Below are 24,583 nucleotides of genomic sequence, written 5' to 3'. Positions count from 1 at the left end.
TTCGCCGGTGGCGTGGCGATGGCCAGATGTGGCATAGGGCGCGTCATAAAATAGGGGATTCGCACGCATGCCCATGCAGGAAGAATACACCGGTCAGCGCGCCGATGCTGCGCATGGGCCGCTTCCATCGCTCGCGCTGGGGGCATTGGGCGTGGTGTTTGGCGATATCGGCACGTCGCCGCTCTACGCGCTGAAGGAAAGTTTTGTAGGGCATCATCCGCTGGCGGTGGACCCGGCGCACATCTATGGTGTGCTGTCGCTGATCTTCTGGACCATGATGCTGGTCGTCACGGTCAAATATGTCTTCATCGTCCTACGGGCGGACAATGATGGCGAAGGTGGCAGCATGGCGTTGCTGGCGCTGATCGGCCGAAGGTTAGGGGACACACGATGGACGCCCGCCATCATAGCCCTGGGGGTGCTGGCGACGTCCCTATTCTATGGCGATGCGATCATCACCCCGGCGATTTCGGTGCTGTCCGCCGTGGAGGGATTAACCGTGGTCGAAGCGGGACTGACCCCGCTGGTGCTGCCGATCGCCATCGTCATCCTGATCGCGCTGTTCGTGATCCAGGGTTTCGGAACGGCCAAGGTCGGCGCGCTTTTCGGGCCGGTCATGGCGGTGTATTTCGTGACGCTGGCGGTGTTGGGGATCGCCAATATCCTGCGTCACCCGGAAATTTTCCAGATCGTGAATCCGGCCTGGGCGCTGCATTTCTTTCAGATCGACCCCCAGCTGGCGTTCCTCGCGCTAGGTTCGGTCGTGCTGGCGGTGACGGGTGCCGAAGCGCTCTATGCCGATATGGGCCATTTCGGTCGCAAGGCGATCAGCATCGCCTGGCTTTATGCGGCGTTGCCCTGTCTGATGCTCAACTATCTGGGGCAGGGGGCGTTGTTGCTGGACAATCCGGCAGCGGCTCAGAACCCATTCTTCCTGCTCGCCCCCGAATGGGCGCGGTTGCCGCTGGTGATATTGGCGACAATGGCGACGGTGATCGCGAGCCAGGCGGTTATTTCCGGTGCTTTTTCGGTTACGCGCCAAGCGGTTCAGCTGGGGTTCCTGCCCCGGCTTCGCATTCTGCACACCAGCGCTTCGGCGGCGGGGCAGATTTATGTGCCGCTGATCAACTGGGCGCTGCTGGCCTGTGTCATCATGCTGGTGCTGGGCTTTGGCAGTTCCAGCGACCTGGCGGCGGCCTATGGTATTGCGGTGACGGGCACGATGGTCATCACGACATGCATGCTGGGCGTGCTGACATTCAGCGTGTGGCGCTGGAATCCGCTGATCGCTGGGGCCGTGACCGGGTTGTTCCTGATCGTCGATGGCGCCTATTTCCTGTCCAACGCGACGAAGATACCTGACGGCGGCTGGTTCCCGCTGATGGTCGCGGCGATATCCTTCCTGGTACTGACGACATGGGCGACGGGGCGGCGGATCATGCGCAACGCGTTGCGTGAGGATGCCATGGACCTGGACCTGTTCATCCGATCGGCAGGATCTTCGCTCAAGCGCGTACCAGGCACGGCGATCTTTCTGTCTGCTTCGGGCGAAGGCGTGCCGCCCGCAATGCTCCACAATGTGAAGCACAACCGTATCTTGCACGAACGCAACATCATCCTGACAGTGCGTACCGAAGAAGTCCCGCATCTGCCGTTCGACGGGCGCACCGAAGCGCAGGATTATGGCCAGGGATTCTTCCGCCTGGTGCTGCGCCATGGCTTCATGGAGAATGTCGACGTGCCCGCCGCGATGAAAACGGTGCGCGACTGTGGAGGGCCGATCGGCGTTTCGGATACCAGCTATTTCCTGAGCCGCGAGACGCTGGTGCCTTCATCGCGGCCGGGCATGGCGATCTGGCGCGAGCGATTGTTCGCGTGGATGGTCCGCAATGCGGAAAGCCCGATGGCGTTTTTCAAGCTGCCCACGAACCGGGTCGTGGAGCTTGGATCGCAATTGGAGATATGATCGGGAAGATGTTGGTAGCGGAGGAGGGACTTGAACCCCCGACACGCGGATTATGATTCCGCTGCTCTAACCAGCTGAGCTACTCCGCCCCAAGGGCTGCGCTGGGCGGTCCAGCCCTGCGGTGAGGGCGCGCTATAAGCAGGGTGATGGGCGGGGTCAACGGGGTTTGATATGCCCCTGCAAATTCTCGCGCTGCGGATAGGGCGGCTATGGACGGGATGCGGCAATATTTTTGGCACAGTCCGGGATCGGCGCGCATTTTAGCCCTTGCAATCACGTCGGTGCATTGCACTAATGTTGCAACGCACAACCGGCGGTCGCCGCCAAGGGAGGATCGACGCCTTGCCCTTCCACGAAATGTTTGAACCCGACGGTTCGTTACGTTCCTGTTATGGGGAGGTGCAGAATTGGGTGGAACGGACGGGCATTGCCGGACTCAATCACCGGATGGACGAGGCAGAGGCGATATTTCGCCGCATAGGCATCACCTTTGCCGTCTATGGTGAGGGGGGTGACCCGGAAAGGCTGATCCCGTTCGACCTGTTGCCCCGCATTTTCACCGCGCAGGAATGGCGCGTGCTGGACCGGGGTATCCGTCAGCGGACACGGGCGCTCAATGCTTTTCTGCACGACGTCTATCATCGCGGCGAAATCGTGAAGGCGGGGATCATGCCCGCCGACATCATCTACCAGAACAGTGCCTATCTGGCGGAGATGGCGGGCTTTACGCCACCGGGCAAGGTCTACAGCCACATCGTCGGGATCGACATCGTCCGCACCGGCCCTGCGCGGTTCGAAGTGCTGGAGGATAATTGCCGCACGCCGTCGGGCGTGTCCTACATGCTGGAAAATCGGGAGATCATGACGCGCATGTTTCCTGAGCTTTTCGCGCAGGGAATCGTGGCGCCGGTCGATGATTATCCCGCCGAATTGCTCAAGAGCCTGAAGGAAGTCGCGCCGCCCGCCTGCAAGGGTGATCCGGTGGTCGTGCTGTTGACGCCGGGCGCGCTCAACAGCGCCTATTATGAACATAGTTTTCTGGCGGACCTGATGGGCATCGAACTGGTCGAGCCTGCCGACCTGTTCGTGGATCAGGACAGGGTGTGGATGAAGACCACGCTCGGGCCTAAGCAGGTGGATGTCATCTATCGCCGGATCGACGACGAATATCTCGATCCGCTGGTATTCCGGCCCGACAGCATGTTGGGCGTTCCGGGCATTTTCAACGTGTATCGCAATGGCGGAGTGACGCTGGCCTCTGCGCCCGGATCGGGCATCGCGGACGACAAGGCGGTTTACATCTATGTGCCGGAGATGATCCGTTTCTACCTGGGGGAGCAGCCCATTCTGGAGAATATCCAGACGTGGCAATGTTCCAAAGCTGACGAGTGCGCTTACGTGCTGGAGCATCTGCATGAGCTGGTCGCGAAGGAGGTTCATGGATCGGGCGGTTATGGGATGTTGATCGGTCCCAAGGCCACGCGAGACGAGGTCGCGGCCTATGCCGATCGCATCCGCGCCAATCCCGGCGGGTTCATCGCTCAGCCGACGCTGGACCTGTCGATGGTGCCAACGCTGGGACCGGCGTCGGTGGTGGGCAGGCATGCGGATTTCCGGCCCTATTGCCTAGTGGGCAAGCAGATCCGACTGGTGCCCGGCGGGCTTACCCGCGTGGCGCTGACCGAAGGGTCGCTGGTGGTCAATTCCAGCCAGGGGGGCGGGGTCAAGGACACATGGGTGTTGCAGGATTGATGGAGATGAAAGTCAGAGGCCTCTCATCTCCTTTCGGGCTGACCTTGTCGAAGCCCTTCCCATCTTTTGAAGACTGTAAAATCCTTCGACAGGCTCAGGGCGAACGGGAGAAAGGGGAGGGATCGGACCCATGCTGAGCCGGACCGCCGAAAATCTGTTCTGGATGGCGCGTTACATGGAGCGCGCCGAGGCCACGGCTCGCCTGCTGACCATGGGGCAACGGATGGCGATCCTGCCCGGTGCTCATCACCGGGACGAATGGCGGTCGGTCGTGCGCGCCACGGGCAATGGCCATAACTTTCCCGAAGGCACGCAGGTGACGGAAAGCGACGCGGTATCGCATTTGATGCTGGACCTGGACAATCCCAGCTCCATCCGATCCTGCCTGCTGAAGGCGCGGGCCAATGGCAAATCGGCACGCACCATGTTGACGCAGGACATGTGGGAGGCGCTGAACGAAGGATGGCGCAAGCTGGACAGCTATGATGTCGGTGAGGCGCGGCGGCAGCTTCCCACACTGATCGATTGGGTCAAGACACGGGTCATGACGTTTCGGGGAGCCGCGCATTCGGGGCAGCTGCGCAACGAAGGCCATGATTTCCTGCGGGTCGGTTCGGCCCTAGAGCGGGCGCAGATGACGTTGCGGCTGCTGGACGTGAAATATTATGTGCTGCTGCCAGAAACCGAAGTGATCGGCGGCAATCGCGACCATTATCAATGGACGTCGGTGTTGCACGCTTTGTCGGGATCACGGGCCTATCATCACGTCTATGGCGGGACTTACACGCCTTGGCGGATAACCGATTTCTTGATGCTCAATCGCATGTTCCCGCGGAGCGTCGCCTATTGCTACGACCAGATGGCCTACCGGCTGAACCGTCTGGCCGGGTGGCATGACAGCCGCGGTTCCTGTCACGACACGGTGCGGCGGATGGTAGCCGACCTGGAGCAGTCGGACAGCGGAGAGATTTTTCGGGTCGGATTGCATGAAACGGTGCAAAGCGGGCTGGAGATGACCGATCGGTTGGGCGGAGAAATCGCCCAGACATATCATTTTGGATGAAGGGACAGGCGGGTCATGAAGCTGATTGTCCGCCATCAGACGACCTACCATTATCAGGCTTCAGCCGGGCGCGTTGCCATGCGCCTGAAGCTGATGCCGGTCGACACGGCGATGCAGCAAGTGCTGGAATGGCAGGTCAGCGTGAACGGCGAGCCTGTCGATGGATTTCGCCGCAACAGCTTTGGCGAGATGGAGGCCATCTGGATTCGCCACGACCGGCTGGACAATGCGGTGGTCGTGGCCGAGGGTATTGTCGAAACGCACGATAAAAGCGGTGTTCTGGGACCTCAGCAGGGTAGCTTGCGCCCCGATTATTTCCTGCGCGAAACGCCGCTGACGGGCATGTCGGATGCGATCAGGGACATGGCCCTATCGCTGCCGTGCGATGGCGGGATGTTGACGCGGCTGCACGATTTGAGCGCTGCTGTCGGCAATGCGGTCGCCTATCGCAGCGGTGTGACGACGTCCAGGACGACGGCGGCCGAGGCGTTCGCGCTGGGCGCAGGGGTGTGCCAGGACCATGCCCAGATATTCATCGCGGGCGCGCGCGCCATGGGGGTGCCCGCGCGTTACGTGACGGGCTATTTGCTGGCGCAGGAGGGAATGGCGCTGCATGAGACCCACGGTTGGGTGGAGGCATGGGTGCCAGACCTTGGCTGGGTGGGTTTCGACCCGTCCAATCGTGTGTGCGTGACTGATCATTATCTGCGCCTGGCGTCCGGCCTGGACGCGGACGATGCTGCGCCCATCCGGGGCTCTGTCACGGTGGCGGGCGATATCTGGATTGACGCGGACGTCCGTATCGCGCAGGCGGAGGATGGGGTGGAGGATCGGCAGCTGCAACGGCAGCTGCAACGGCAGCAACAACAATGTGCCCAGCCATCCATCCCGCTGAGTATCAAGGCAAGATAGGAGCCCGATGGGCGATGACCTATTGTGTGGCGGTTCGCGTGGATCAGGGGCTGGTCATGCTGTCCGACACCCGCACCAATGCGGGCATGGACAATATCGCGCGTTTTCGAAAGAGCTTTACCTACAGCGTCGCAGGTGAACGCGCGATCACGCTGATGTGTTCGGGCAACCTGTCGATCACCCAAGGGGTGAAGGCGATGCTGGGCCGCGCGATCAAGGATTCGCAGCTCGATCCTGACATTGAAAGCATCCTGAATTGCGCGACCATGCACCGGGTGGCGCAGTTGGTTGGCGATGCGATGTGCGAGATGCAGCATCATTACCGCAGCACCATCGAAATGCAGGGATCGGGCGCGGACGCATCCATCCTTGTCGCGGGGCAGCGACGGGGCGGCAAGCAGCGCCTCTACCTCGTCTATTCAGCCGGCAACTTCATCGAAGCGACGGAAGACACGCCATTTTTCCAGATTGGCGAGCATAAATATGGCAAGCCGATCCTGGACCGCATCGTCCGGCGCGAGACGACGTTGGAGGATGCGACCAAGGCGGTTCTGGTTTCGATGGATTCGACCCTGCGGTCGAATCTGTCCGTAGGCATGCCGTTGGACCTCACCGTCATCGAACGGGATCAGTTTGATTTTCGGGTCCGCACTCGAATCGAGGCGGATAACGAGGAATTTCAGCTGCTCTCGCTCGGCTGGTCGGCGGCGCTGCGCAAGGGGTTTGAGGACCTTCCCAACGTGCTGGGGTGAATTGCACGCGCACAGTCCATGCGCATGGTATGAACGGGTTGGCTCAGCGCAGAAAGATTGAACTTCCCGTTCCCAAGCAAATGCATCGGGCGGTTGGGCTTGCGTGTCCGCCGTTGCAGCCTATTTCATCGCGACGAACGAATCTGAAAGCCGGGGACATTTGATGACCGCAAGCCATTCCACTCGCATGCTGATCCTGGGATCGGGACCTGCGGGCCTTTCCGCCGCCATTTACGGCGCGCGCGCTGGTCTGGCCCCCATCGTCGTGCAGGGCATGCAGCCGGGCGGGCAGCTGACCATCACCACCGATGTTGAAAATTATCCCGGCTTCCGCGACGTCATCCAGGGACCGTGGCTGATGGAGCAGATGCAGGCGCAGGCCGAGCATGTCGGCGCGAAGATGATGTACGACCAGATTGTCGAGGTTGATCTGTCCGAGCGACCGTTCCGGCTGAAGGGCGACGGCGGCACCGTCTACTATGCGGACAGTCTGGTGATTTCGACCGGCGCGCAGGCGAAATGGCTGGGTGCGGAAGGCGAGCAGTTGTTGCAGGGCAAGGGCGTATCGGCCTGCGCGACGTGCGATGGATTTTTTTATCGCGGCAAGAAGGTGGTGGTGATAGGCGGCGGCAATACCGCTGTCGAAGAAGCGCTCTACCTCACCAATCACAGCCATGACGTGACGCTGATCCACCGCCGTGATTCGCTGCGCGCGGAGAAGATTTTGCAGCAACGGCTGTTCGCTCACCCGAACATCAAGGTGCTGTGGAACCAGAAGATCGAGCGTTTCGTGGGTGGTGGCAATCCTGAAGGCTTGGTGGGCGTCGACCTGATCGACACGGTGACGGGCAAGGCGTCCCATATTGAGACAGATGGCGCATTCGTGGCGATCGGTCACCAGCCCGCAACGGAATTGTTCGCGGGCAAGCTGCCGATGGACGAAGGTTATCTGCTGGTGGAACCGGGCACGACCCGCACCAACATTCCCGGCGTCTTTGCGGCGGGTGACGTCAGCGACAAAATCTATCGCCAGGCGGTGACGGCGGCGGGCATGGGCTGCATGGCGGCGCTGGACGTGGAGAAGTTTCTGGCGGAAGCCGATTTTGAGGCGATGGCCGCGGAATAAGACGGGCGACCGGCTGGGTCGGGCCGTGCGGGCGCTGGATTCCAGCGCTTGGACTGGGTTCCTGCCTTCGCAGGAGCACGGACGGGTGTGGGGGCAAGCCGCCGCTCCCCGTTAGGCGTGTCCTGTTCCCGTCTGCGCAGGAACACGGGGTTATCGCGGTAGCTTTGCCTGAGCGAAGGCCACCAGCGTGCCGAAGGTTTCAAAGGTTTCGCCATCAATATCGTCATCCTCGATCAGGATGCCGAGGCGATCTTCCATCTCGGTGAGCAGGCTGGCTACGGCCATGGAGTCCAGTTCGGGAAGGGCACCGAAAAGCGGCGTGCCGCTGTCGAAGGCGTCGGCGCGATCCTGCGACAATGCCAGCACGTCTCGCAAAAGGGCGCGCACCACCGTTTCGATATCGCTTGTCCGGTCGACCGGCATTGTTTGTTCCGCCCGCATGATGGGCTTACCTAATCGTTCAGCCTCTAGCCGACAAGGGCGGAAATGGCGGTGCGGGCGGCGGGAAGCCAGGCCGAGGCGAAGCGGGGGTTGAAGAAGTCGAGACGGTGAAGGACTTCACGTCGGTCCATCCATTCCGCCTTATAGGCATTGTCCCCGGTGCCATAGTCGATCCGCTGAACCCCGTCAGTGTCGATGGCATGGGCGAACATAGCGTGGCTGAGCAATGTGCCGGGAGAAGCGCCATCGAACGCGCGATCATGGGCCAGTTTGTGGATCAGAGCCGTGCCATTTTCGACCGACCAGAGCTGCGTCGCGACGGGCTGGCCATGGAGGCGCGCGAACCCCAGGCGCAGGGTTCCTGCAGCGGCTTCCCGTCCCGCGAGCGACCGGAGGAAGGTGAGGCCGGGTTCGGGTTGTTTCCAGCTGCTGGCGTGAACGGTGATATAGTCGCGCCACAAGGCGTCGTTGATGTGCTGCCCGATATCGATGGTGAAGCGACTGGCGCGTGCCTTGCGCTGCAATTGGTTGCGCAGGCGGCCGGGGCGGTCAGCCCAATAGGCGGCGAAATCGCGACCGTTGAGATCCAGCAGATGGCGACCGCCCATTGGCCGACGCACGGCGAACCAGCCCGCACGGCGGAAAGCGTCGAGCAGTAGGTCGGCGTGATCGGTAACGGGATAGAGGTCGATATGCGCGCTGGCGGCGATCAGGTGCGCGGCCATGACTTCGACCAGCCGTCGCCGGGTTTCTGCGCAAGGATCACCGATGAAGACCGGCGACCAGGAAAAGCTGTACCAGTTGGCGAGCGCGCTCAAGCGCCGCTCGGTGGGGGACAGAAGGAACAGCCAGGCTTCATTGTCGCCTTCCATCGTGTGAAGGATGCGCACCGGCATTTTGCCGAAACAATGGGCGTGCAGCGATTCGAACCAGTCGATCCGGTCGAACAGCGATGGGGTGGAGGCGCGGTCCATCCGTCCTGCCAGCGCATCGCGAGCATGGGCGACCGTGCTATATTCCCTTGCGACCAGCAAACCACTATCTCCCCGTCACCCTGGCCATGTAGGTGAAAAGTCTGGAAATGGAGTTAAGCAATCGCCTGGAACGCGCACCGGTCGTCATCGATGGCGCGGAAGTGTGGCCTGTTGACCATCTGTTGTTGCGTGGCGACGTCACCCGACCGGCGCTGGACGGGCGGTCGGGGACGCAGAATTACGCAGAACTGGAAGAAACGCTGGGACGGCTGGCGGGCTGGCTCGCTGGGTTCGGGCTTGAGCGCGGGGCAAGAGTTGCCAGCTGGATGGCGAAAGGGCCGGTTGCCGCGCTGATGCCGCTTGCCGCGCCCCGCGTGGGGCTGGTCCATGTTCCGATCAATCCGTTGCTGCGGCATGCGCAGGTCGCCCATATATTGGCCGACAGCGGCGCGCGTCTGCTGATCGGGACGGCGGCCCGGATCGACACGCTGGCGGCCGTAGATGTGCCGGATGAGTGCCGCCTGCTGCGTGAGGACGACGCCGCCTGCGCGATGAGCGGAGGAGACGCGATCGGGCCGTCCGATGCCGCGCCGCAGGACCTCGCCGCCATCCTGTACACCAGCGGATCGACCGGCAGGCCCAAGGGCGTGATGCTGAGCCATGCCAATTTGTGGCTGGGCGCTGCATCGGTGGCCGATTATCTGGGGCTAAGCGCGGAGGACAGGACGCTTTGTGTGCTGCCGTTCAGTTTCGACTATGGGCAGAATCAGCTGCTTTCGACGTGGTTCGCAGGCGGATGCGTCTATCCGCTCGACTATCTGACGGCGCGTGACGTCATGAAGTCGGTAGAGCGGCGCGATATCACAACGCTGGCGGGGGTGCCGCCGTTATGGGTGCAGCTGACCGAACTGAACTGGCCATCCGAAGTCGCGGCGAAGCTGCGGCGGATCACCAATAGTGGTGGGGCGCTGACTCGCCCTCTGGTGGCGAATCTGCGCGGCCTGTTTTGCAATGCCGACATCTATCCCATGTATGGGCTGACGGAGGCGTTTCGGTCCACCTATCTGCCCCCTGCACTGGTGGACAGCCATCCCGATTCGATGGGGTCAGCGATCCCGCACGCGGAAATATTGGTGGTGCGGCCCGATGGCAACGTGTCTGCCGATAACGAACCGGGAGAGTTGGTGCATTGTGGTCCGCTGGTCGCGCAAGGCTATTGGCAAGATGCGGCGCGCACTGCCGAGCGCTTCCGCCCTGCGCCGTCTGCGTCGCGCTATGGCGGTATGGCCGTGTGGTCCGGCGATACGGTGCGGCGCGATGGCCAAGGCCTGCTGTATTTCATCGGCCGCGACGATGCGATGATCAAATCGGCGGGCAACCGCATCAGCCCCACGGAGATTGAGGAAGCGGCGGCCGCCGTGCCGGGCGTAGCGGAAGCAGTGGCGATGGGCATCAAGGACGAGCGACTAGGACAGGCGGTGCTGCTGCTGATCCGATCCGCCGACCCGCTGGCGGAGGAGCAGGTGGAGGCGCGGCTGAAGGCTGAACTGCCCAATTTCATGCATCCGCGCACGATCTTGAGGCGGGAGGAGTTTCCCCGCACGCCTAATGGAAAGATAGACCGGGTGGCATTGATGGGGGAGTTTGACCGATGAAGCCAATGGGCCCGATCCCGCCATTCTTTACCGGCGAAGGGGGCATGCTGCTGATCGGCGGCTGTGGCGCGGCCAGCCTGGTGGAGGAGGCGGGGGACACGCCGCTGTTCGTCTATGACATGGGTGTCGTTCAGCGTCAGGTGCAGGATTGGCGTGACGCCATGCCGTCGATGCTCTCGCTTCATTATGCGGTGAAGGCCAACCCTTATCCACCATTGTTGCAGCGGATGGCCGGAATGGTCGACGGCTTTGATGTGGCGTCGGGCGGCGAACTGGGGCGAGCGCTGGAGGCGGGGATGGACCCTGCGCATGTCAGCTTTGCCGGGCCGGGGAAGCGGGATGATGAGTTGATCGCGGCGATCGACTCAGGCGTCACGATCAACTTGGAATCGGAAGGGGAAGCGCGGCGCGCCATCACCATTGCCAGGCAGCGGGGGCGCACGCCCAGGCTAGCCGTTCGCGTCAATCCCGATTTCGACCTGAAAGGGTCTGGGATGCGGATGGGCGGCGGGGCCAAGCCCTTTGGCGTGGATGCCGACCGGGCGGCGGCGCTTGCCCGGTGGCTGATCGATGCGGGTGCGGACTGGCGCGGATGGCATATCTTCGCCGGGTCGCAGGCTCTGGATGCCGCAGCCTTGATCGAAACGCAGGCGGCGACGCTGGCATTGGCGGCGCGGCTGTCGGACGCGGTGGGGGCTACGCCGCCGCTGGTCAACCTGGGCGGGGGATTTGGCATTCCGCATTTCCCCGGTGACGTGCGGCTGGATATCAGGCCGATCGGCGAAGCGCTGGCGCGGGTGCTGGAAGCGCGGGCCGATATTTTGGCGGGCAGCGCGTTCGCGATGGAGCTTGGCCGCTGGCTGGTGGGCGAATGCGGGGTCTACCTGACCCGCGTGGTCGATGTGAAAGTCAGCCAAGGCGAAACATTCGTGGTGGTGGATGGCGGGCTGCATCATCAGCTTGCCGCCAGTGGCAATTTCGGCACCGTCGTCCGGCGCAATTATCCGATTGCTGTGGCCAATCGCTACGGGGAAAGTCCGGCGGAACAGCCGGTCACTGTCGTGGGCTGTCTGTGCACGCCGATGGACAAGCTGGGCGATAAGGTGGCGCTGCCGACCGTGGAGGAAGGCGACCTGATCGCGCTGTTTCTGGCAGGCGCATATGGCGCGTCGGCTAGCCCGGCGGCCTTTCTGGGGCACCCCAACCCCTTGGAACTGTTGATTGGATGACGCCGGGGACGGCTGAGGCCTAACCCAATCTTTACCCTTTGAGTGCAAGAAGAAGCCCAAAGCCCATGGCTTGATGGTCCGCCTGCCCGTGCAGCGGCCATCCCGCGCGGCTGCACGAAGAGGTGAAGATATGCGTTTCCTGTCTGTTTCCCGGGCTTTGATCGGCGCAGCGATCCCGGCGGTCGCGCTTTCAGCTTGCGCTTCGGGGGGCGGTGGGCCGCAGCTTCCGCCTGCGTCGTTCGTGTCGCAGGAAGAAGGGCCGGGCGAGCAATATGTGATCGGTCCGCTCGATGACCTGACAGTGTTCGTGTGGCGCAATCCCGAATTGGGCGCGAAGGTGCAGGTGCGGCCCGATGGCCGCATCACCACGCCGCTGGTCACCGACATGGCCGCTGTGGGCAAGACGCCCAAGCAGCTGGCCGAGGACATGAAGGTGGCGCTCACCAAATATATCGAAAATCCGTTGGTGTCGGTGATCGTCAACAATTTCTCCGGCACCTTCAGCCAGCAGGTGCGGATTGTCGGCGCGACGGAAAAGCCTGCGTCCATTCCCTATCGTGCGAACATGACGTTGCTTGACGCCATGATATCCGTCGGGGGTCTGAGCGAATATGCGGCGGGCAACCGCGCCCGGCTGGTCCGTTTCAACAAGGATGCGGGCAAGCAGCAGGAATTTAACGTCCGTATCGGCGACCTGTTGAAGCGCGGCGACAGCAAGGCGAATGTCATGCTGGCGCCCGGCGATGTCATCATCATTCCCGAAAGCATGTTCTGATATGGCGGGTCTTTACGACGAGCTGCTGATTGTCCTGCATGGCATCTGGACCCGGCGCTGGCTGGCGCTGGCGGTGGCGTGGGGCGTGTGCATGCTGGGCTGGCTAGGCGTGGCGTTGGTCCCCAACAGTTATGAAAGCAAGGCGCGGGTCTATGTGAACACCCAGTCGCTGTTGCAGGACAAGGTGGGCATCACCCAGGTCCAGTCGCAACAGGACCTGGACCGTGTGCGCCAGACGTTGGCCAGCACCGGCAATCTGGAACGGGTGGTGAAGGAAACCGACCTGAACCAGACGGTCAGCGGTCCGCGCGACGTGGCGGCGAAGATCACGACGCTGCGCGAGGGCATCACCGTGATGGCGCAGGCCGACCCCAGCATGATCGACATCAGCGCAAAGTCAGCCGACTCGGGCCTTTCCGATGGCGCCAATGCACGCATCGCGCAGCAGGTCGTCCAGAAGCTGATCGACATCTTCCAGGAAGCGAACCTGTCGTCCGACCGGGTGGAAACCAAGCAGAGCCTTGCATTTCTGGACCAGCAGATTACCGAGCGCGGCAAGCAGCTGGCCGGTGCCGAACAGCGCCGGGTCGAGTTTGAGCAGCGCTATGCGGGCGTCCTTCCGGGCGCTGGCTCAATTGGGCAGCGCATGGACGCGGCCCGGATGGAGATCAACAATATCGAGTCGCAACTGGCGCAAGCGCAAGGGGCACTGAGTGCCATGAACGGGCAGTTGGCGGGTACACCCCAGACGTTGCCGGGCACGGGTGCTTCGGGCGGTCCGTCCGCTCTGGCGCAGGCGCAGGGCGATCTGGCGGGCATGCGTGCGCGGGGATGGACCAGCAGCCACCCGGATGTGATCGCGGCCCAGCGGCAAGTCGATGCGCTGCGCAAGCAGGGCGGCGGCGGCGGCGCGGGGGGTGGCACGCCCAACCCCGCCTATCTTTCGATCAAGTCGATGCAGGCCGAGCGTGCAGCGACGGTTCAGGCGCTTCAGACCCGCAAGGGGCAGTTGCAGTCGGACCTTGCCGCCATGTCGTCGCGCCAGACCGATGAGCCGGGCCTGGCCGCCGAGCAGGAGAAGCTCGACCGCGACTATGAGGTGCTCAAGACCCAATATGACAAGCTGCTCGCCGACCGCGAGGAGATTCGCCTGCGCGGGGACGTGAAGACGGAGACGGGCGCGGTGCAGTTCCGCGTCGTCAACCCGCCAAGCGTCCCGACCGCGCCAATCGCGCCTAACCGACCGCTGTTGCTGGTCGGGGTGTTGATCCTGGGGATCGGCGCGGGCGTCGGCACGGCCTTTGCCGTGGGGCAGCTTAAAGGGAGCTTCCCGACGGCCGCGCGGCTGGAGCGGGTCATCGGCCTGCCGGTGATCGGGTCGATTACCCAGACGGTCAGCGCTGCGCAGAGAGCGGTCGAAAAACAACGGCTGAAATGGTTCGCGGGCGCGACTGGCGGATTGGCGGCGGTATGCATGCTGTTGGTCCTGGTCGAATTCATCCAGCGCGGCATGGCCTGAAAGAGAGCGGCAAGATGAATAAGCATAGCTCCCTCTCCAACGGTTCGCTGATTGAGCGAGCGACGGAGATATACGACTTTACCGCCGCATTGCGCGGCCGCGCCGCGCCGGACGTGGACGTTCCCGCCGAAGCTCTGGCGGCAACGGTTCCGGCGGTTGAGACGGCTTCGTCAATCGGTGCCGGTGCAGCTGTGCAAGCGCCGGAATGGACCGGGCCGGTCCAGCCGATCGATCGCATCGCCCTGGCGGAGGCAGGCTATTTGCTCCCCGACGGGCCTGTGAGCGCGATGAGCGAGGAATTCCGCTTGTTGAAGCGCGACCTTCTGTCCCAGTTGGCGGGTGATCCGCAGGGCAATTACATCCTCGTCTGTTCGGCCCATAGCGGAGAAGGCAAAAGCTTTTGCGCGATCAATCTGGCGCTCAGCCTGGCGGCGGAGAAGGAGCGGGAAATCCTGTTGGTCGACGCCGATTTCGGCAAGCCCGGCATTCCCGAAGCGCTGGGCCTGACCAGTGGGCCGGGCCTGATGGATGCCCTGGCCGATCCCACCATATCCGTGGAAGATTGCATCATCCGCACCGATCTGTTGTCGCTGTCTGTGCTTCCAGCCGGACGGCGGAGCAATAACGATACGGAATATCTGGCGTCCAGCCGGACGCAGGCATTGCTAAATCGACTGACGGAGGGGCGACCCGACCGTGTGATCATATTCGATTCGCCGCCGTTGCTGGCCGCTTCGGCTGGCGCAGTGCTGGCGAGCCATGCCGCCATCGCATTGCTGGTGGTGCGGGCCGACGAGACGAGCGAGAGCGCGCTGCGTGACGCGGCGGGCATGTTGAAGGGGGCGGGTCAGGTGCAGCTGTTGCTGAATGGCGTCAGCTTTTCGGGCACCGGGCGGCGCTTTGGCAGCTATTACGCCACGGAGGGCGCGGGCGAATGAAGCTGCAAGTTTTTCTGATGACCGCTGGCGTCATGGCGTTGGGCTTGGGCGCGCCTGCTCATGCGCAGGAACGCAGGGTCGAGGTCACGCCCTATCTGGGCATCGATCAGGTGGTGATGGCACCGCTGAACGGCGATGGCGAGGTTCTGACCTACACCAACGTCACGGCGGGCGCGACCGCCAGCATCAAGACGCGGCGGATGGAAGCCGTCGCCGACGTGCAATATAATCACAGCTTTGGCTGGGGTGACGCCGCGACCGATCAGGATGTGATCAGCGGCATCATTTCGGGCCAATATGGATTGGCGAGCGGCCTGACGCTGAATGCGGGCGCGCTGGCCAGCCGCATTCGCACCGACGGCTTTTCGGGCGCGGCGACGCTGAATGACAGCCAGACGAGCCAGATTTATGCAGGCTATGCCGGGCCAGCCTATGCAGCGTCATTCGGCGACATCGACGTATCCGCCTCATATCGGCTGGGCTATGCCAGGGTTGAAGAGGATGCGGGCGCGGACTTTGGCGGCGTGGGGCTGTTCAACGAATCCGTTTCGCACAGTCTTGCCGGGTCGGTCGGAGTCGCACCGGGCGTGTGGCTGCCGCTGGGGATCGTCGCCAGCGCTGGCTATGATCGCGAAGATGCCGACCAGCTGGACCAGCGGTTCGAGGATAAATGGGGTCGCCTGGACGCCACGCTGCCGGTTTCGCCCACGGTGGCCCTGGCGGGCGGGATCGGTTATGAAAATATCAAGGTCAGCCAGCGTTCGCCTGTGCTGGACAGCAATGGTTTGCCGGTCGTATCCAACGGTCGTTATGTCACGGACGACAGCTCACCGCGTCAGCTGATCTACGAATTTGACGACATCATCTGGGACGCGGGCGTGCTGTGGCGACCTAACCGCCGCACGTCGTTGGAAGCGCGCGTGGGCGAGCGTTATGGCGGCATGACCTATAGCGGCAGCTTCGTGTGGCAGGGCCGTAATAGCAGTGTCGCACTGGTGGTTTTTGATGGCATCGACAGCTTTGGTCGGATCATCACCTCCAACGTCGCCGCCGTTTCCGGCAGCAGCCTGGATGTCGTGCGCAATCCGTTCACGGGCGACTTCACCGGCTGTGCCTTTTCGGAAACGGGCGGCGGCCAGTGCTTCAACGACGCGCTGTCGGGCGTCACCAACGCCAATTTCCGCTATCGCGGCGTCGCGGCCCAATATGCCGCACGGCGCGGGCCGTGGGGGATGGGCGTCGGCGTGGGCTATTCACAGCGCAAGTTCCTGACGCCGTCGGGCCAGGGCGTGCTCGTCAGGGGATCGAAGGACCAGAACTGGTATGGCACCGGGTCGCTCACCTATGTGATCGACAGCCAATCCAGCATCGATAGCGCCGTTTACGCAAATTATTTCGATGCAAGCGGCGCACGTCTGGATGTGCTCAACCTGGGCGCGTTCACCAGTTACAACCGCCTGATCAACCGCAATCTGCAGGCATCAGCGTCGCTGGGCATAGACAGCGCCAAGGCGGATGAACTGGATGCGTTGATCACCGCGATGGGCCAGATCGGCCTGCGCTACAGCTTTTAACCCGGCCGGGTGGAGACGACGAATGTACGATCAATTCTACGGATTTGAGGGCCGCCCCTTCCAGCTGACGCCGGACCCGCATTTCTATTTTGAAAGCGCGACGCATCGCAAGGCGCTGTCCTATCTGGGTTATGGGCTGGCGCAGGGTGAAGGCTTCATCGTCATCACCGGCGACATCGGCGCGGGCAAGACGACGCTGGTCGGGCACCTGATGGCGACGATCGACCCAGCGCGGCTGACCGCCGTCAAGATTGTGTCGACGCAGGTCGGCGGCGACGACATGCTGCGACTGACGGCGCAGAGCTTTGGCCTGCCGGTCGATGGCATGCCCAAGGCGCAGATCCTGCGCCAGGTCGAATCCTACCTCCATGCGCAGGCGCGGGCAGGCCGTCGGTCGCTGCTGATCGTGGACGAGGCGCAGAACCTGTCCGTTTCCGCGATCGAGGAACTGCGGATGCTGTCCAATTTCCAGCTGGGCGGTCATTCGTTGCTGCAGATATTCCTGCTGGGCCAGCCGGAATTTCGCGACCTTATGAAATCTCCCCATCTGGAGCAGCTGCGCCAGCGCGTCATCGCGACCCATCATCTGGAACCGATGATGGAGAGCGAGGTTGAGCCGTACATCCTGCACCGCCTGTCGGTGGTCGGGTGGAACGGTGATCCATCCTTCACGCCGGATGCCTTTGCCGCCATCTATGCCGCGACCGGCGGCGTGCCGCGCCGGGTCAACGTGCTGGCCAGCCGCGTGCTGCTGCTGGGCGCGCTTGACCAGCTGTCGGAAATCGATGCCGAGGCGGTGGCTGCGGTCGTGGCCGATATGGGCGCGGACAGCGATGCCGCGATGGAGCCGGTGCGCCCGTCGGTGCTCGACTGTGTCGAAGAGGATGATGTGACGCCGGCTCCGGCCCCGCCGCAAAAGGCGGTGGAGGCGAATGAAGCCGTCGCGCTGAGGGCGGAGGTCGAGGCGTTGCGCGCTCGCCAGCCGGAACCATCGGTCACGCTGACGGATGAGATCGCGACGCTGCGGGCCGAACTGAACCGGCTTCGCGCGGGGCAGGCGGAGATTCAGGCCGTAGATCCCGAAGCGTTGAAGGATTGTTTCACCCTGATCGAAGAGCGGCTGTCGTCGCTGGAATTCCGCGTTGGTGAGCAGGATACGGCGCTGCGCCGCGTCTTGACGCTGCTGGTGGAATGGGTGGAGCGCGAACAGCGCATGGGCGATCCGCAGCACAGCGCGGCGGCCTGATCTGTTATATCACGATGATGCAGAATGCCCTTTCGGTCGATGTCGAGGATTGGTTCCACGTCGGCGCTTTTGAGCGGACGATCCGGCGCGACGATTGGGCCGGGCTGCCCCATCGGGTGGAACGCAATACCGATGCGGTGCTCGACCTGTTTGCGCAAGCCGGGGTCAACGCGACTTTCTTCACGTTAGGCTGGGTGGCGGAACGCTATCCCGCGCTGATGGAGCGTATTGCGGCGGCTGGGCATGAGGTGGCGAGCCATGGTTACGACCATGCGCGGGTTTTCACTCTATCCCCCGAAGAGTTTCGCGCCGATTTGCGCCGGTCGCGCGCGTTGTTGGAAGACGCCAGCGGGCAGGCTGTCACAGGCTATCGCGCGCCCAGCTTTTCCATCGACCAGCGGACGCCATGGGCGCACATCATATTGGCGGAGGAAGGCTATGCCTATTCCAGCAGCGTCGCGCCGATCCGGCATGACCATTATGGCTGGCCCGAATCGCCGCGCTTTGCGTGGAATCCGGTGCCGGGGTCCCCTCTGGTCGAATTGCCGGTGACGACGGCTGTCTTGGGCCGACATCGGCTGGCGGCTGGCGGCGGAGGTTTTTTCCGGCTGTTGCCCTATGCCTTTTCCCGCTGGGCGATCGGTCAGGTCAATCGGCAGGAGCAGCGGCCCGCCATCATCTATTTCCACCCTTGGGAAATTGACGTGGATCAGCCCCGGATCACCGGCGCGCCGCTGCGGTCGCGCATCCGCCACTATACCAATATTCCGGTGATGGCCGACAAGCTGCGGCGGTTGACCCGCGATTTTGCCTGGACGCGGGTGGATGCGCTGCTGCCTCAGGAAGCAGGGCGCACGACATGATCGCCGCCGATCTGGCCGTTACTACGCTGAACCTTCGCGATCCGGTTCAGGCGCAGGCCGCCGACGAATTTGTGATGGGCAGGGCGGACGGCACGCCATTCCATCGTCCCGCTTGGCTGAACGCCATCGCCAGCGCGACCGGCAACCCGGCGCATATGCTGGCGGCGGTTGCTCCATCCGGGAAGATCAGGGGGCTTCTCCCCCTCACTCATATGAAGAGCCGGCTGTTCGGTCAGGCGTTCGTGTCCTCTGGCTTTGCGGTGGATGGCGGCGTTCTGGCGGAAGATCTGCGCGCAGCCCAAGCGCTGGGCGCTGCGGCGCAGGACCTAGCGCGCCGGGGGGTGGGGTCGGTCGAATTGCGTGGAGGGGCTGCTCCGTCGGATGAGTGGGTACGGCATGAAGGGAGCCATCTGGGCTTTTCCCGCCCAATCGCGGTCGATGATGAGGCCGAACTGCTCTCCATTCCGCGCAAGCATCGGGCCGAATTGCGCAAGGCGCTCGCCAACCCGGCGCTGCGTATGGAGACCGGGCGGACCAAGCGGCTGATCCGGGACCATTATCGCGTTTTCTCTGAAAGTGTCCGCAATCTGGGCACGCCGGTATTCCCCGCGCGCCTGTTCCGCGAGGTTTTGGACCAGTTTGGCGACGATGCTGACATGCTGGTCATTTATGAAGGGGACCGTCCGGTATCCGCGGTTTTGACGCTCTACCATCGCGGACGGGTCATGCCGTTCTGGGGTGGCGGCGTCGCCGACGCCCGGCGGCTGCGGTCCAACGAGCTGATGTATTACCGCCTGATGGGCCATGGCCGGACGCGGGGCATGACGACCTTCGATTTTGGCCGGTCCAAGACAGGCAGCGGTCAGGCGGCGTGGAAGAAGAGCTTCGGCTTTGATCCGGTCCCGCTCGCCTATCACAGCTGGTCGGCGGGGGGCGAACGGCGCGACATCAATCCCAATAGCCCAGCCTATCAACGGCGGGTGGAATATTGGAAGAAGCTGCCGCTGCCGATCGCCAACCTGATTGGTCCCTGGATCGCGCGGGGGCTGGGATGAGCGGCGAAGTCCTGTTCCTGTGCCACCGTATTCCCTATCCGCCCGACCGAGGGGACAAAATCCGGTCCTATCACATGCTTCAGCGGATCGCGGAAGTCGCGCCGGTTCATGTCGGCTGCTTCGCCGATGATGAGCGCGACATGGGCTTTGCCGCCGATATGGCAGCGTTGACCGCCAGCCAGTGCGTGTTGCCGCGTGACCGATGGCGTGTCGCCGCTGGCCTGTGCGGTCTTGCCCGGCGGCAGCCCATGCTGGTGTCGCTGTTCGATCATCCGGGGCTGCATCGCTGGGTCGGCCAAGTGCTGCGTGAACGACCGATCAGCGCCGTCTTCGCCTATTCGGTCCAGATGGCGCATTTCGTCCCGCTGCTGTCGCCCGACATTCGGTTCGTCATGGACTTTGTCGATTTCGACTCCGCCAAATATGCCGCCTATGGCGCGCAAGGCGCAGGTCCGATGAGCTGGGTTCACCGCCGCGAGGGCAGGCTGCTGCTGGATTTCGAGCGCGCCACCGCCGCCCGCGCCGACATCAGCGCTTTCGTCAGCGAGGCGGAGGCGGAGCTGTTTCGCGCGGCAAGCGGGCTGGCACCAAGCCAGGTGAGGGCGATCGACAACGGCGTTGCGCTCGATTATTTCGATCCTGCGGCCAGCTTTTCTTCGGTCGAGGGAGGCGAAGGCCCCCTGATCGTCTTTACTGGCCAGATGGACTATCGCCCCAACATCGAAGCGGTGGAAGCGTTCGCGTGGGGCGCTTTCCCTATCATTCGCGCGCGCTATCCGCAGGCGCGCTTCGCCATCGTCGGCCGCAAGCCCACGGCGCAGGTGGAGGCGCTGGGCAAGCTGCCCGGTGTCACAGTGACAGGATCCGTGCCCGATGTACGCGGCTGGCTGGCGGCGGCGGATGTGGTGGTCGCGCCGCTGACGATTGCGAGGGGCGTTCAGAATAAGGTGCTGGAGGCGATGGCCATGGCGCGGCCGGTGGTCGCATCCTCCGATGCCGCCGAAGGCATAGACGCCAGCGACGGCGCGCATCTGCTGATCGCGGACGATCCTGCGGAACAAGCGGCGAAAGTCATGTCGCTGATCGCGGACCCGGTCGCGGCAATGCGGCTGGGACAGGCGGCGCGGGTGCGGATGGAACAGCGCTATCGTTGGTCGGCGACGTTGCAGGACCTGCCCGCGATGCTGTTTGGCCAGCCTGCAGATGATGCGCGCGCCGCATGACTGAACGCGCGCTTTCCCTGCACCGTTTTTCAGGTCTTCATCTTTCGGGGTGGCGTGGGCATCTGGCTGCGGTTGCTATTGTCTGGCTGGCAATTCTGGCGCTGTTCCATCGCGACGCGGGCGGGATGGTGTCGATCTGGTGGAATGCCTCCACATTCGAACATTGCCTGTTCATACCGTTCCTGATCGCCTGGCTGGTGCAGCAGCGCTTGCCCGGCCTGCGCCGGATGCAGCCGGTCGCCTGGACGCCGGGGCTGATCTGGCTGGCGTTGGGGGCGCTGGCCTGGCTGCTGGGCGCGGCGGCAGGGGTTGCGCTGTTTCGTCATGTTGCGCTGATCCTGATGATGCAGGGGGCGGTGTTGACGCTGCTGGGTCCGGCGGTTTCGCGCGCGCTGCTCTTTCCGCTGTTCTACGCATTTTTCATGGTGCCTTTTGGCGAAGAGATTGTCGCGCCGTTGCAGATAGTGACGGCGCGCCTGTGCATGTTCTTCCTCAGCCTGTCGGGCGTGCCCGCCCATATGGACGGCATCTTCATCACCACGCCCACCGGCTATTTCGAAGTGGCGGAGGCCTGTTCCGGGGCGAAGTTCGTCATTGCGATGACCGCCTATGGCGCGTTGGTGTGCAACGTCTGTTTCACCCGCTGGACCCGGCGTATCCTGTTCATTACCGGCGCATTGTCGCTGTCGGTGCTGGCTAACGGGGTTCGGGCCTATGCGACCATCCTTGTCGCTCATTTTACCAGCATCGACGCCGCCGCAGGCTTTGACCATGTGCTGTATGGCTGGGTTTTCTTTGCGATCGTCATGATCATCGTGATGGCCGCAGCATGGCCGTTTTTCGACCGAAAGCCCGGCGACCCCTGGTTCGATCCCGAACGGCTGGGCCATCCCGCCACTGGGGTGGTGTCCGCTATGGCTGCGACACTCATTGCGCTGGGCCTGATCCTTGCCGCGCCGCTGTGGCTTGCGGTCAGCGCGGCGGCCAGCGAACCGTTGCCGGGCGCGCCCGCCTTGCCGGTGGTAAAGGGATGGAGCCTCTCAAGCGAACCCGCGCGCTATCCGTGGAAACCGCGTTTCGATGGGGCCGATCACTTGGTCACCGCCCGCTACCGCAAAGCTGACGGCCAGACGGTCGACCTGGCCATCGCCAGTTTCGCCCGGCAGGACGAAGGGCGCGAGCTTGTCGGCTTTGCGCAGGGCGCAGCCGATCCTGATCAGGGTTGGACATGGTCTTCGCCCGCCAAGGCTCCCGCCGATGCGCGCGGAGAACAGATCACAGCACCCGGCCCGGTGATCCGACATGTGGTAAGCTTTTACAGGGTTGGCGACGGCGCGCTGATCGGCAGCGCGCCGCGCGTCAAACTGGCGACGATGAAGGCCCGGATGTTGGGCGGCGACCAGCGCGCGGTTGCCATTTTGGTTTCCGCCGAAGTGGGGCAGGGCATGCCCGCCGACGCCACCATTGCGCAATTCCTGTCCGATCTGGGTGATGTGAAGGAATTGGCTGACCAAAGCCTCGGCATTCGCTAAGGCCAGTTCGCATGTGCGGGATAGCGGGCATTTTTCACCTAGAGACGGCCAAGCCGGTCGACCCGGCGCGCGTGCGCGCCATGCTGGACGTGATGCCCCATCGCGGCCCGGACGGCAGCGGTATCTGGACCGCGCCCGGTGTCGGACTGGGCCATGTGCGCCTGTCCATCATCGACCTTGGCGGCGGCGCGCAGCCGATGCTGACCGAGGATGAAAGCCTGGCGGTTACGTTCAACGGCGAGATCTATAATTTCGCCGAAGTCCGCGCCGAGTTGGAGGCAAAGGGGCACATATTCCGAACAGACAGCGATACCGAAGTCATCCTGCACGGCTATCGCCAATGGGGCGAGGCCTGTGTCGAGCGGTTCAACGGCATGTTCGCCTTTGCCCTGTTCGATGCGCGGGCGCAGGCATTGTGGCTGGTGCGCGATCGGCTGGGGGTCAAGCCGCTCCATTATGCGCTGCTGTCGGACGGCAGCCTGATATTCGGTTCGGAACTCAAGGCGCTGTTGGCTCATCCTTTGCTGCGGCGGGCGCCTGACCTGTCGGCGGTGGAGGATTATATGGCCTATGGCTATGTCCCCGGCGACGCCTGCCTGGTCGCCGGAGTGCGCAAGCTGGGCGCGGGGCAGACGCTTCGCATGGTGCGTGGGCGGCCCATGCCCCAACCGCAACGTTATTGGGACGTGAGCTTTGCCGAACGCAGCAAGGCGAAGCCCGAAGCGCTGGAGGAAGAACTGGTCGCGCTGATGCGGCAGGCGGTGCGGTCGCGCATGGTCTCTGACGTGCCGCTGGGCGCTTTTCTGTCCGGTGGGGTCGATAGCAGCAGCGTCGTTGCGCTGATGGCGGAGGCATCGACCCAGGCGGTCAAGACCTGCACGATCGGGTTCGACGTCGCATCGTTGGACGAGACCGCCTATGCCGACCGGATCGCGCGGCGGTTCGCCACCGACCATCGCGAGCGCATAGTGTCCCCGGACGATTATGGCCTGATCGACACGCTCGCATTCCATTTCGATGAACCCTTTGCCGACGCATCCGCGCTGCCCACCTACCGTGTTTGCGAGCTGGCGCGGGAGAAGGTGACGGTGGCGCTGTCGGGTGATGGCGCCGATGAAGCCTTTGCCGGTTATCGCCGTCATCGTTTCCAGATGCAGGGGGAACGCATTCGCGCGCTGATCCCGCCGTCGGTGCGCCAGCCGCTGTTCAGCGCGCTGGGGCGCTGGTATCCAAAGGCCGACTGGGCACCGCGCGCGTTACGCGCCAAATCGACGTTCCTTGAATTGGCGGGGGAAGGTGGGGAGGCCTATGCGGCTTCGGTCGGCGTCACGCCCTACGCCCTGCGACAACGCCTGTTTGGGCAGGATATGCGATCGCGTCTGGCGGGCTATCGCGCCGAGGATCGCTATATCCGCGCCATGGCGGAGGCCCCGGCGCGCGATGCACTGGACCGCGCGCAATATGCCGACATCCGCATCTGGTTGCCCGGCGACATATTGACCAAGACCGACCGCATGAGCATGGCTGTGGGGCTGGAAGCGCGTGAACCGCTGCTCGACCACCGGCTGGTGGAATTCGCCGCCCGCCTGCCGGTTGCCCAGCGCATCCGGGGCAATAGCGGCAAATATATATTGAAAAAGGCGATGGAGCCTTATCTGCCGCAGGACATCCTCTACCGCCAGAAAATGGGGTTCGTGACGCCCATCAGCAATTGGTTTCGCGGGCCATTGGCGGGGGAAGCGAGCGCGATTGCGGGCGGATCGGCGCTGGCGAAGACCGGCTGGTTCGATACGAAGATGCTGGGCAAGGTGGCGGCAGATCACAAGTCCGGCGTTTCCGATCATGGTCGCCTGCTCTGGCAATTACTGATGCTGGACAAGGCGCTGGGGCGGCTGTTCGGCCTTTGAGAAGGCTGGCACAGCGGGACATCTACGCTTGCAACCCGCACGGGCCGGTGCCAACGGGTCGATCAGCTAATGGCTTTCAGG

Annotated in this window: 20 protein-coding genes and 1 tRNA gene; 18 read left to right on the top strand and 3 right to left on the bottom strand. The window is 63.3% G+C overall.

The window, feature by feature from the left end; all coding sequences use genetic code 11:
* Nucleotides 1-73: 73 nt before the first annotated feature.
* A complete protein-coding gene (locus tag FHS54_RS08380; protein WP_243855715.1) occupies nucleotides 74-1,966 on the top strand; it encodes a potassium transporter Kup in 1,893 nt (630 codons plus the stop codon).
* 12 nt (nucleotides 1,967-1,978) lie between these two features.
* On the opposite strand, the gene FHS54_RS08375 is transcribed toward FHS54_RS08380, so the two are convergent.
* A tRNA-Met gene (locus FHS54_RS08375) sits at nucleotides 1,979-2,055 on the bottom strand.
* 253 nt (nucleotides 2,056-2,308) lie between these two features.
* Here FHS54_RS08375 and FHS54_RS08370 point away from each other — a divergent pair.
* The 5 genes from FHS54_RS08370 (at nucleotide 2,309) to trxB (ending at nucleotide 7,571) form a co-directional block, all read left to right on the top strand.
* Nucleotides 2,309-3,718 (top strand): circularly permuted type 2 ATP-grasp protein, encoded by a 1,410-nt coding sequence (locus FHS54_RS08370; RefSeq protein WP_167303615.1) that lies wholly within the window; start codon nucleotides 2,309-2,311, stop codon nucleotides 3,716-3,718.
* A gap of 130 nt (nucleotides 3,719-3,848) precedes the next feature.
* Nucleotides 3,849-4,781, top strand: a complete 933-nt coding sequence (locus FHS54_RS08365) for an alpha-E domain-containing protein (RefSeq protein WP_167303326.1) — start codon at nucleotides 3,849-3,851, stop codon at nucleotides 4,779-4,781.
* Nucleotides 4,782-4,796: 15 nt separating this feature from the next.
* Entirely contained in the window at nucleotides 4,797-5,693 is an 897-nt protein-coding gene (locus FHS54_RS08360) for a transglutaminase family protein (RefSeq protein WP_167303325.1), read from the top strand.
* 14 nt (nucleotides 5,694-5,707) lie between these two features.
* Entirely contained in the window at nucleotides 5,708-6,445 is a 738-nt protein-coding gene (locus tag FHS54_RS08355) for a proteasome-type protease (RefSeq protein WP_167303324.1), read from the top strand.
* 163 nt (nucleotides 6,446-6,608) lie between these two features.
* Nucleotides 6,609-7,571 carry a thioredoxin-disulfide reductase gene (gene trxB, locus FHS54_RS08350; RefSeq protein ID WP_167303323.1) on the top strand — a complete coding sequence of 321 codons (963 nt, stop codon included), beginning with the start codon at nucleotides 6,609-6,611 and terminating at the stop codon, nucleotides 7,569-7,571.
* Nucleotides 7,572-7,721: 150 nt separating this feature from the next.
* Here trxB and FHS54_RS08345 read toward each other — a convergent pair whose 3' ends face one another.
* Both FHS54_RS08345 and FHS54_RS08340 read right to left on the bottom strand, forming a co-directional pair.
* Complete coding sequence (locus FHS54_RS08345; protein WP_167303322.1) at nucleotides 7,722-8,012, bottom strand: acyl carrier protein; 291 nt, start codon at nucleotides 8,010-8,012, stop codon at nucleotides 7,722-7,724.
* Nucleotides 8,013-8,038: 26 nt separating this feature from the next.
* Nucleotides 8,039-9,046 carry a GNAT family N-acetyltransferase gene (locus FHS54_RS08340; RefSeq protein ID WP_167303321.1) on the bottom strand — a complete coding sequence of 336 codons (1,008 nt, stop codon included), beginning with the start codon at nucleotides 9,044-9,046 and terminating at the stop codon, nucleotides 8,039-8,041.
* A 47-nt stretch (nucleotides 9,047-9,093) separates the two neighbouring features.
* Between FHS54_RS08340 and FHS54_RS08335 the strand changes: the two genes are divergently transcribed.
* The 12 genes from FHS54_RS08335 (at nucleotide 9,094) to FHS54_RS08280 (ending at nucleotide 24,502) form a co-directional block, all read left to right on the top strand.
* A complete protein-coding gene (locus FHS54_RS08335; protein ID WP_167303320.1) occupies nucleotides 9,094-10,641 on the top strand; it encodes an acyl-CoA ligase (AMP-forming), exosortase A system-associated in 1,548 nt (515 codons plus the stop codon).
* Nucleotides 10,638-11,870, top strand: coding sequence for a pyridoxal-dependent decarboxylase, exosortase A system-associated (locus tag FHS54_RS08330; RefSeq protein ID WP_167303319.1), 1,233 nt, complete (start codon nucleotides 10,638-10,640; stop codon nucleotides 11,868-11,870). Before FHS54_RS08335 ends, FHS54_RS08330 begins: the two co-directional genes overlap by 4 nt.
* 130 nt (nucleotides 11,871-12,000) lie before the next feature.
* Nucleotides 12,001-12,645: an XrtA/PEP-CTERM system exopolysaccharide export protein gene (locus tag FHS54_RS08325; RefSeq protein WP_167303318.1), complete on the top strand. Its 645-nt coding sequence runs from the start codon at nucleotides 12,001-12,003 to the stop codon at nucleotides 12,643-12,645.
* Between the two features lies 1 nt (nucleotide 12,646).
* Nucleotides 12,647-14,164 carry an XrtA system polysaccharide chain length determinant gene (locus tag FHS54_RS08320; RefSeq protein ID WP_167303317.1) on the top strand — a complete coding sequence of 506 codons (1,518 nt, stop codon included), beginning with the start codon at nucleotides 12,647-12,649 and terminating at the stop codon, nucleotides 14,162-14,164.
* 14 nt (nucleotides 14,165-14,178) lie between these two features.
* Nucleotides 14,179-15,102, top strand: coding sequence for a P-loop NTPase (locus FHS54_RS08315; RefSeq protein ID WP_167303316.1), 924 nt, complete (start codon nucleotides 14,179-14,181; stop codon nucleotides 15,100-15,102).
* Nucleotides 15,099-16,676 (top strand): hypothetical protein, encoded by a 1,578-nt coding sequence (locus tag FHS54_RS08310; RefSeq protein ID WP_167303315.1) that lies wholly within the window; start codon nucleotides 15,099-15,101, stop codon nucleotides 16,674-16,676. Before FHS54_RS08315 ends, FHS54_RS08310 begins: the two co-directional genes overlap by 4 nt.
* Nucleotides 16,677-16,698: 22 nt before the next feature.
* Nucleotides 16,699-17,922: an XrtA/PEP-CTERM system-associated ATPase gene (locus tag FHS54_RS08305; protein WP_167303314.1), complete on the top strand. Its 1,224-nt coding sequence runs from the start codon at nucleotides 16,699-16,701 to the stop codon at nucleotides 17,920-17,922.
* A 14-nt stretch (nucleotides 17,923-17,936) separates the two neighbouring features.
* Nucleotides 17,937-18,785: an XrtA system polysaccharide deacetylase gene (locus FHS54_RS08300; RefSeq protein ID WP_208404823.1), complete on the top strand. Its 849-nt coding sequence runs from the start codon at nucleotides 17,937-17,939 to the stop codon at nucleotides 18,783-18,785.
* The gene (locus tag FHS54_RS08295; RefSeq protein ID WP_167303313.1) at nucleotides 18,782-19,840 is read left to right on the top strand and encodes a FemAB family XrtA/PEP-CTERM system-associated protein; all 1,059 of its coding nucleotides are present in this window, start codon (nucleotides 18,782-18,784) and stop codon (nucleotides 19,838-19,840) included. The genes FHS54_RS08300 and FHS54_RS08295 overlap by 4 nt, the downstream gene beginning before the upstream one ends.
* The gene (locus tag FHS54_RS08290) at nucleotides 19,837-21,063 is read left to right on the top strand and encodes a TIGR03087 family PEP-CTERM/XrtA system glycosyltransferase (RefSeq protein WP_167303312.1); all 1,227 of its coding nucleotides are present in this window, start codon (nucleotides 19,837-19,839) and stop codon (nucleotides 21,061-21,063) included. The genes FHS54_RS08295 and FHS54_RS08290 overlap by 4 nt, the downstream gene beginning before the upstream one ends.
* Nucleotides 21,060-22,595 carry an exosortase A gene (xrtA, locus tag FHS54_RS08285; protein ID WP_167303311.1) on the top strand — a complete coding sequence of 512 codons (1,536 nt, stop codon included), beginning with the start codon at nucleotides 21,060-21,062 and terminating at the stop codon, nucleotides 22,593-22,595. Before FHS54_RS08290 ends, xrtA begins: the two co-directional genes overlap by 4 nt.
* An 11-nt stretch (nucleotides 22,596-22,606) precedes the next feature.
* The gene (locus tag FHS54_RS08280) at nucleotides 22,607-24,502 is read left to right on the top strand and encodes an XrtA/PEP-CTERM system amidotransferase (protein ID WP_167303310.1); all 1,896 of its coding nucleotides are present in this window, start codon (nucleotides 22,607-22,609) and stop codon (nucleotides 24,500-24,502) included.
* Nucleotides 24,503-24,583 lie beyond the last annotated feature (81 nt).

It is taken from the genome of Sphingobium vermicomposti (assembly GCF_011762025.1).
In the GTDB taxonomy this organism is placed as follows: domain Bacteria; phylum Pseudomonadota; class Alphaproteobacteria; order Sphingomonadales; family Sphingomonadaceae; genus Sphingobium; species Sphingobium vermicomposti.
Note: the sequence above shows the minus strand (reverse complement) of the source record. Positions and strands in the feature narration are given on the sequence as shown.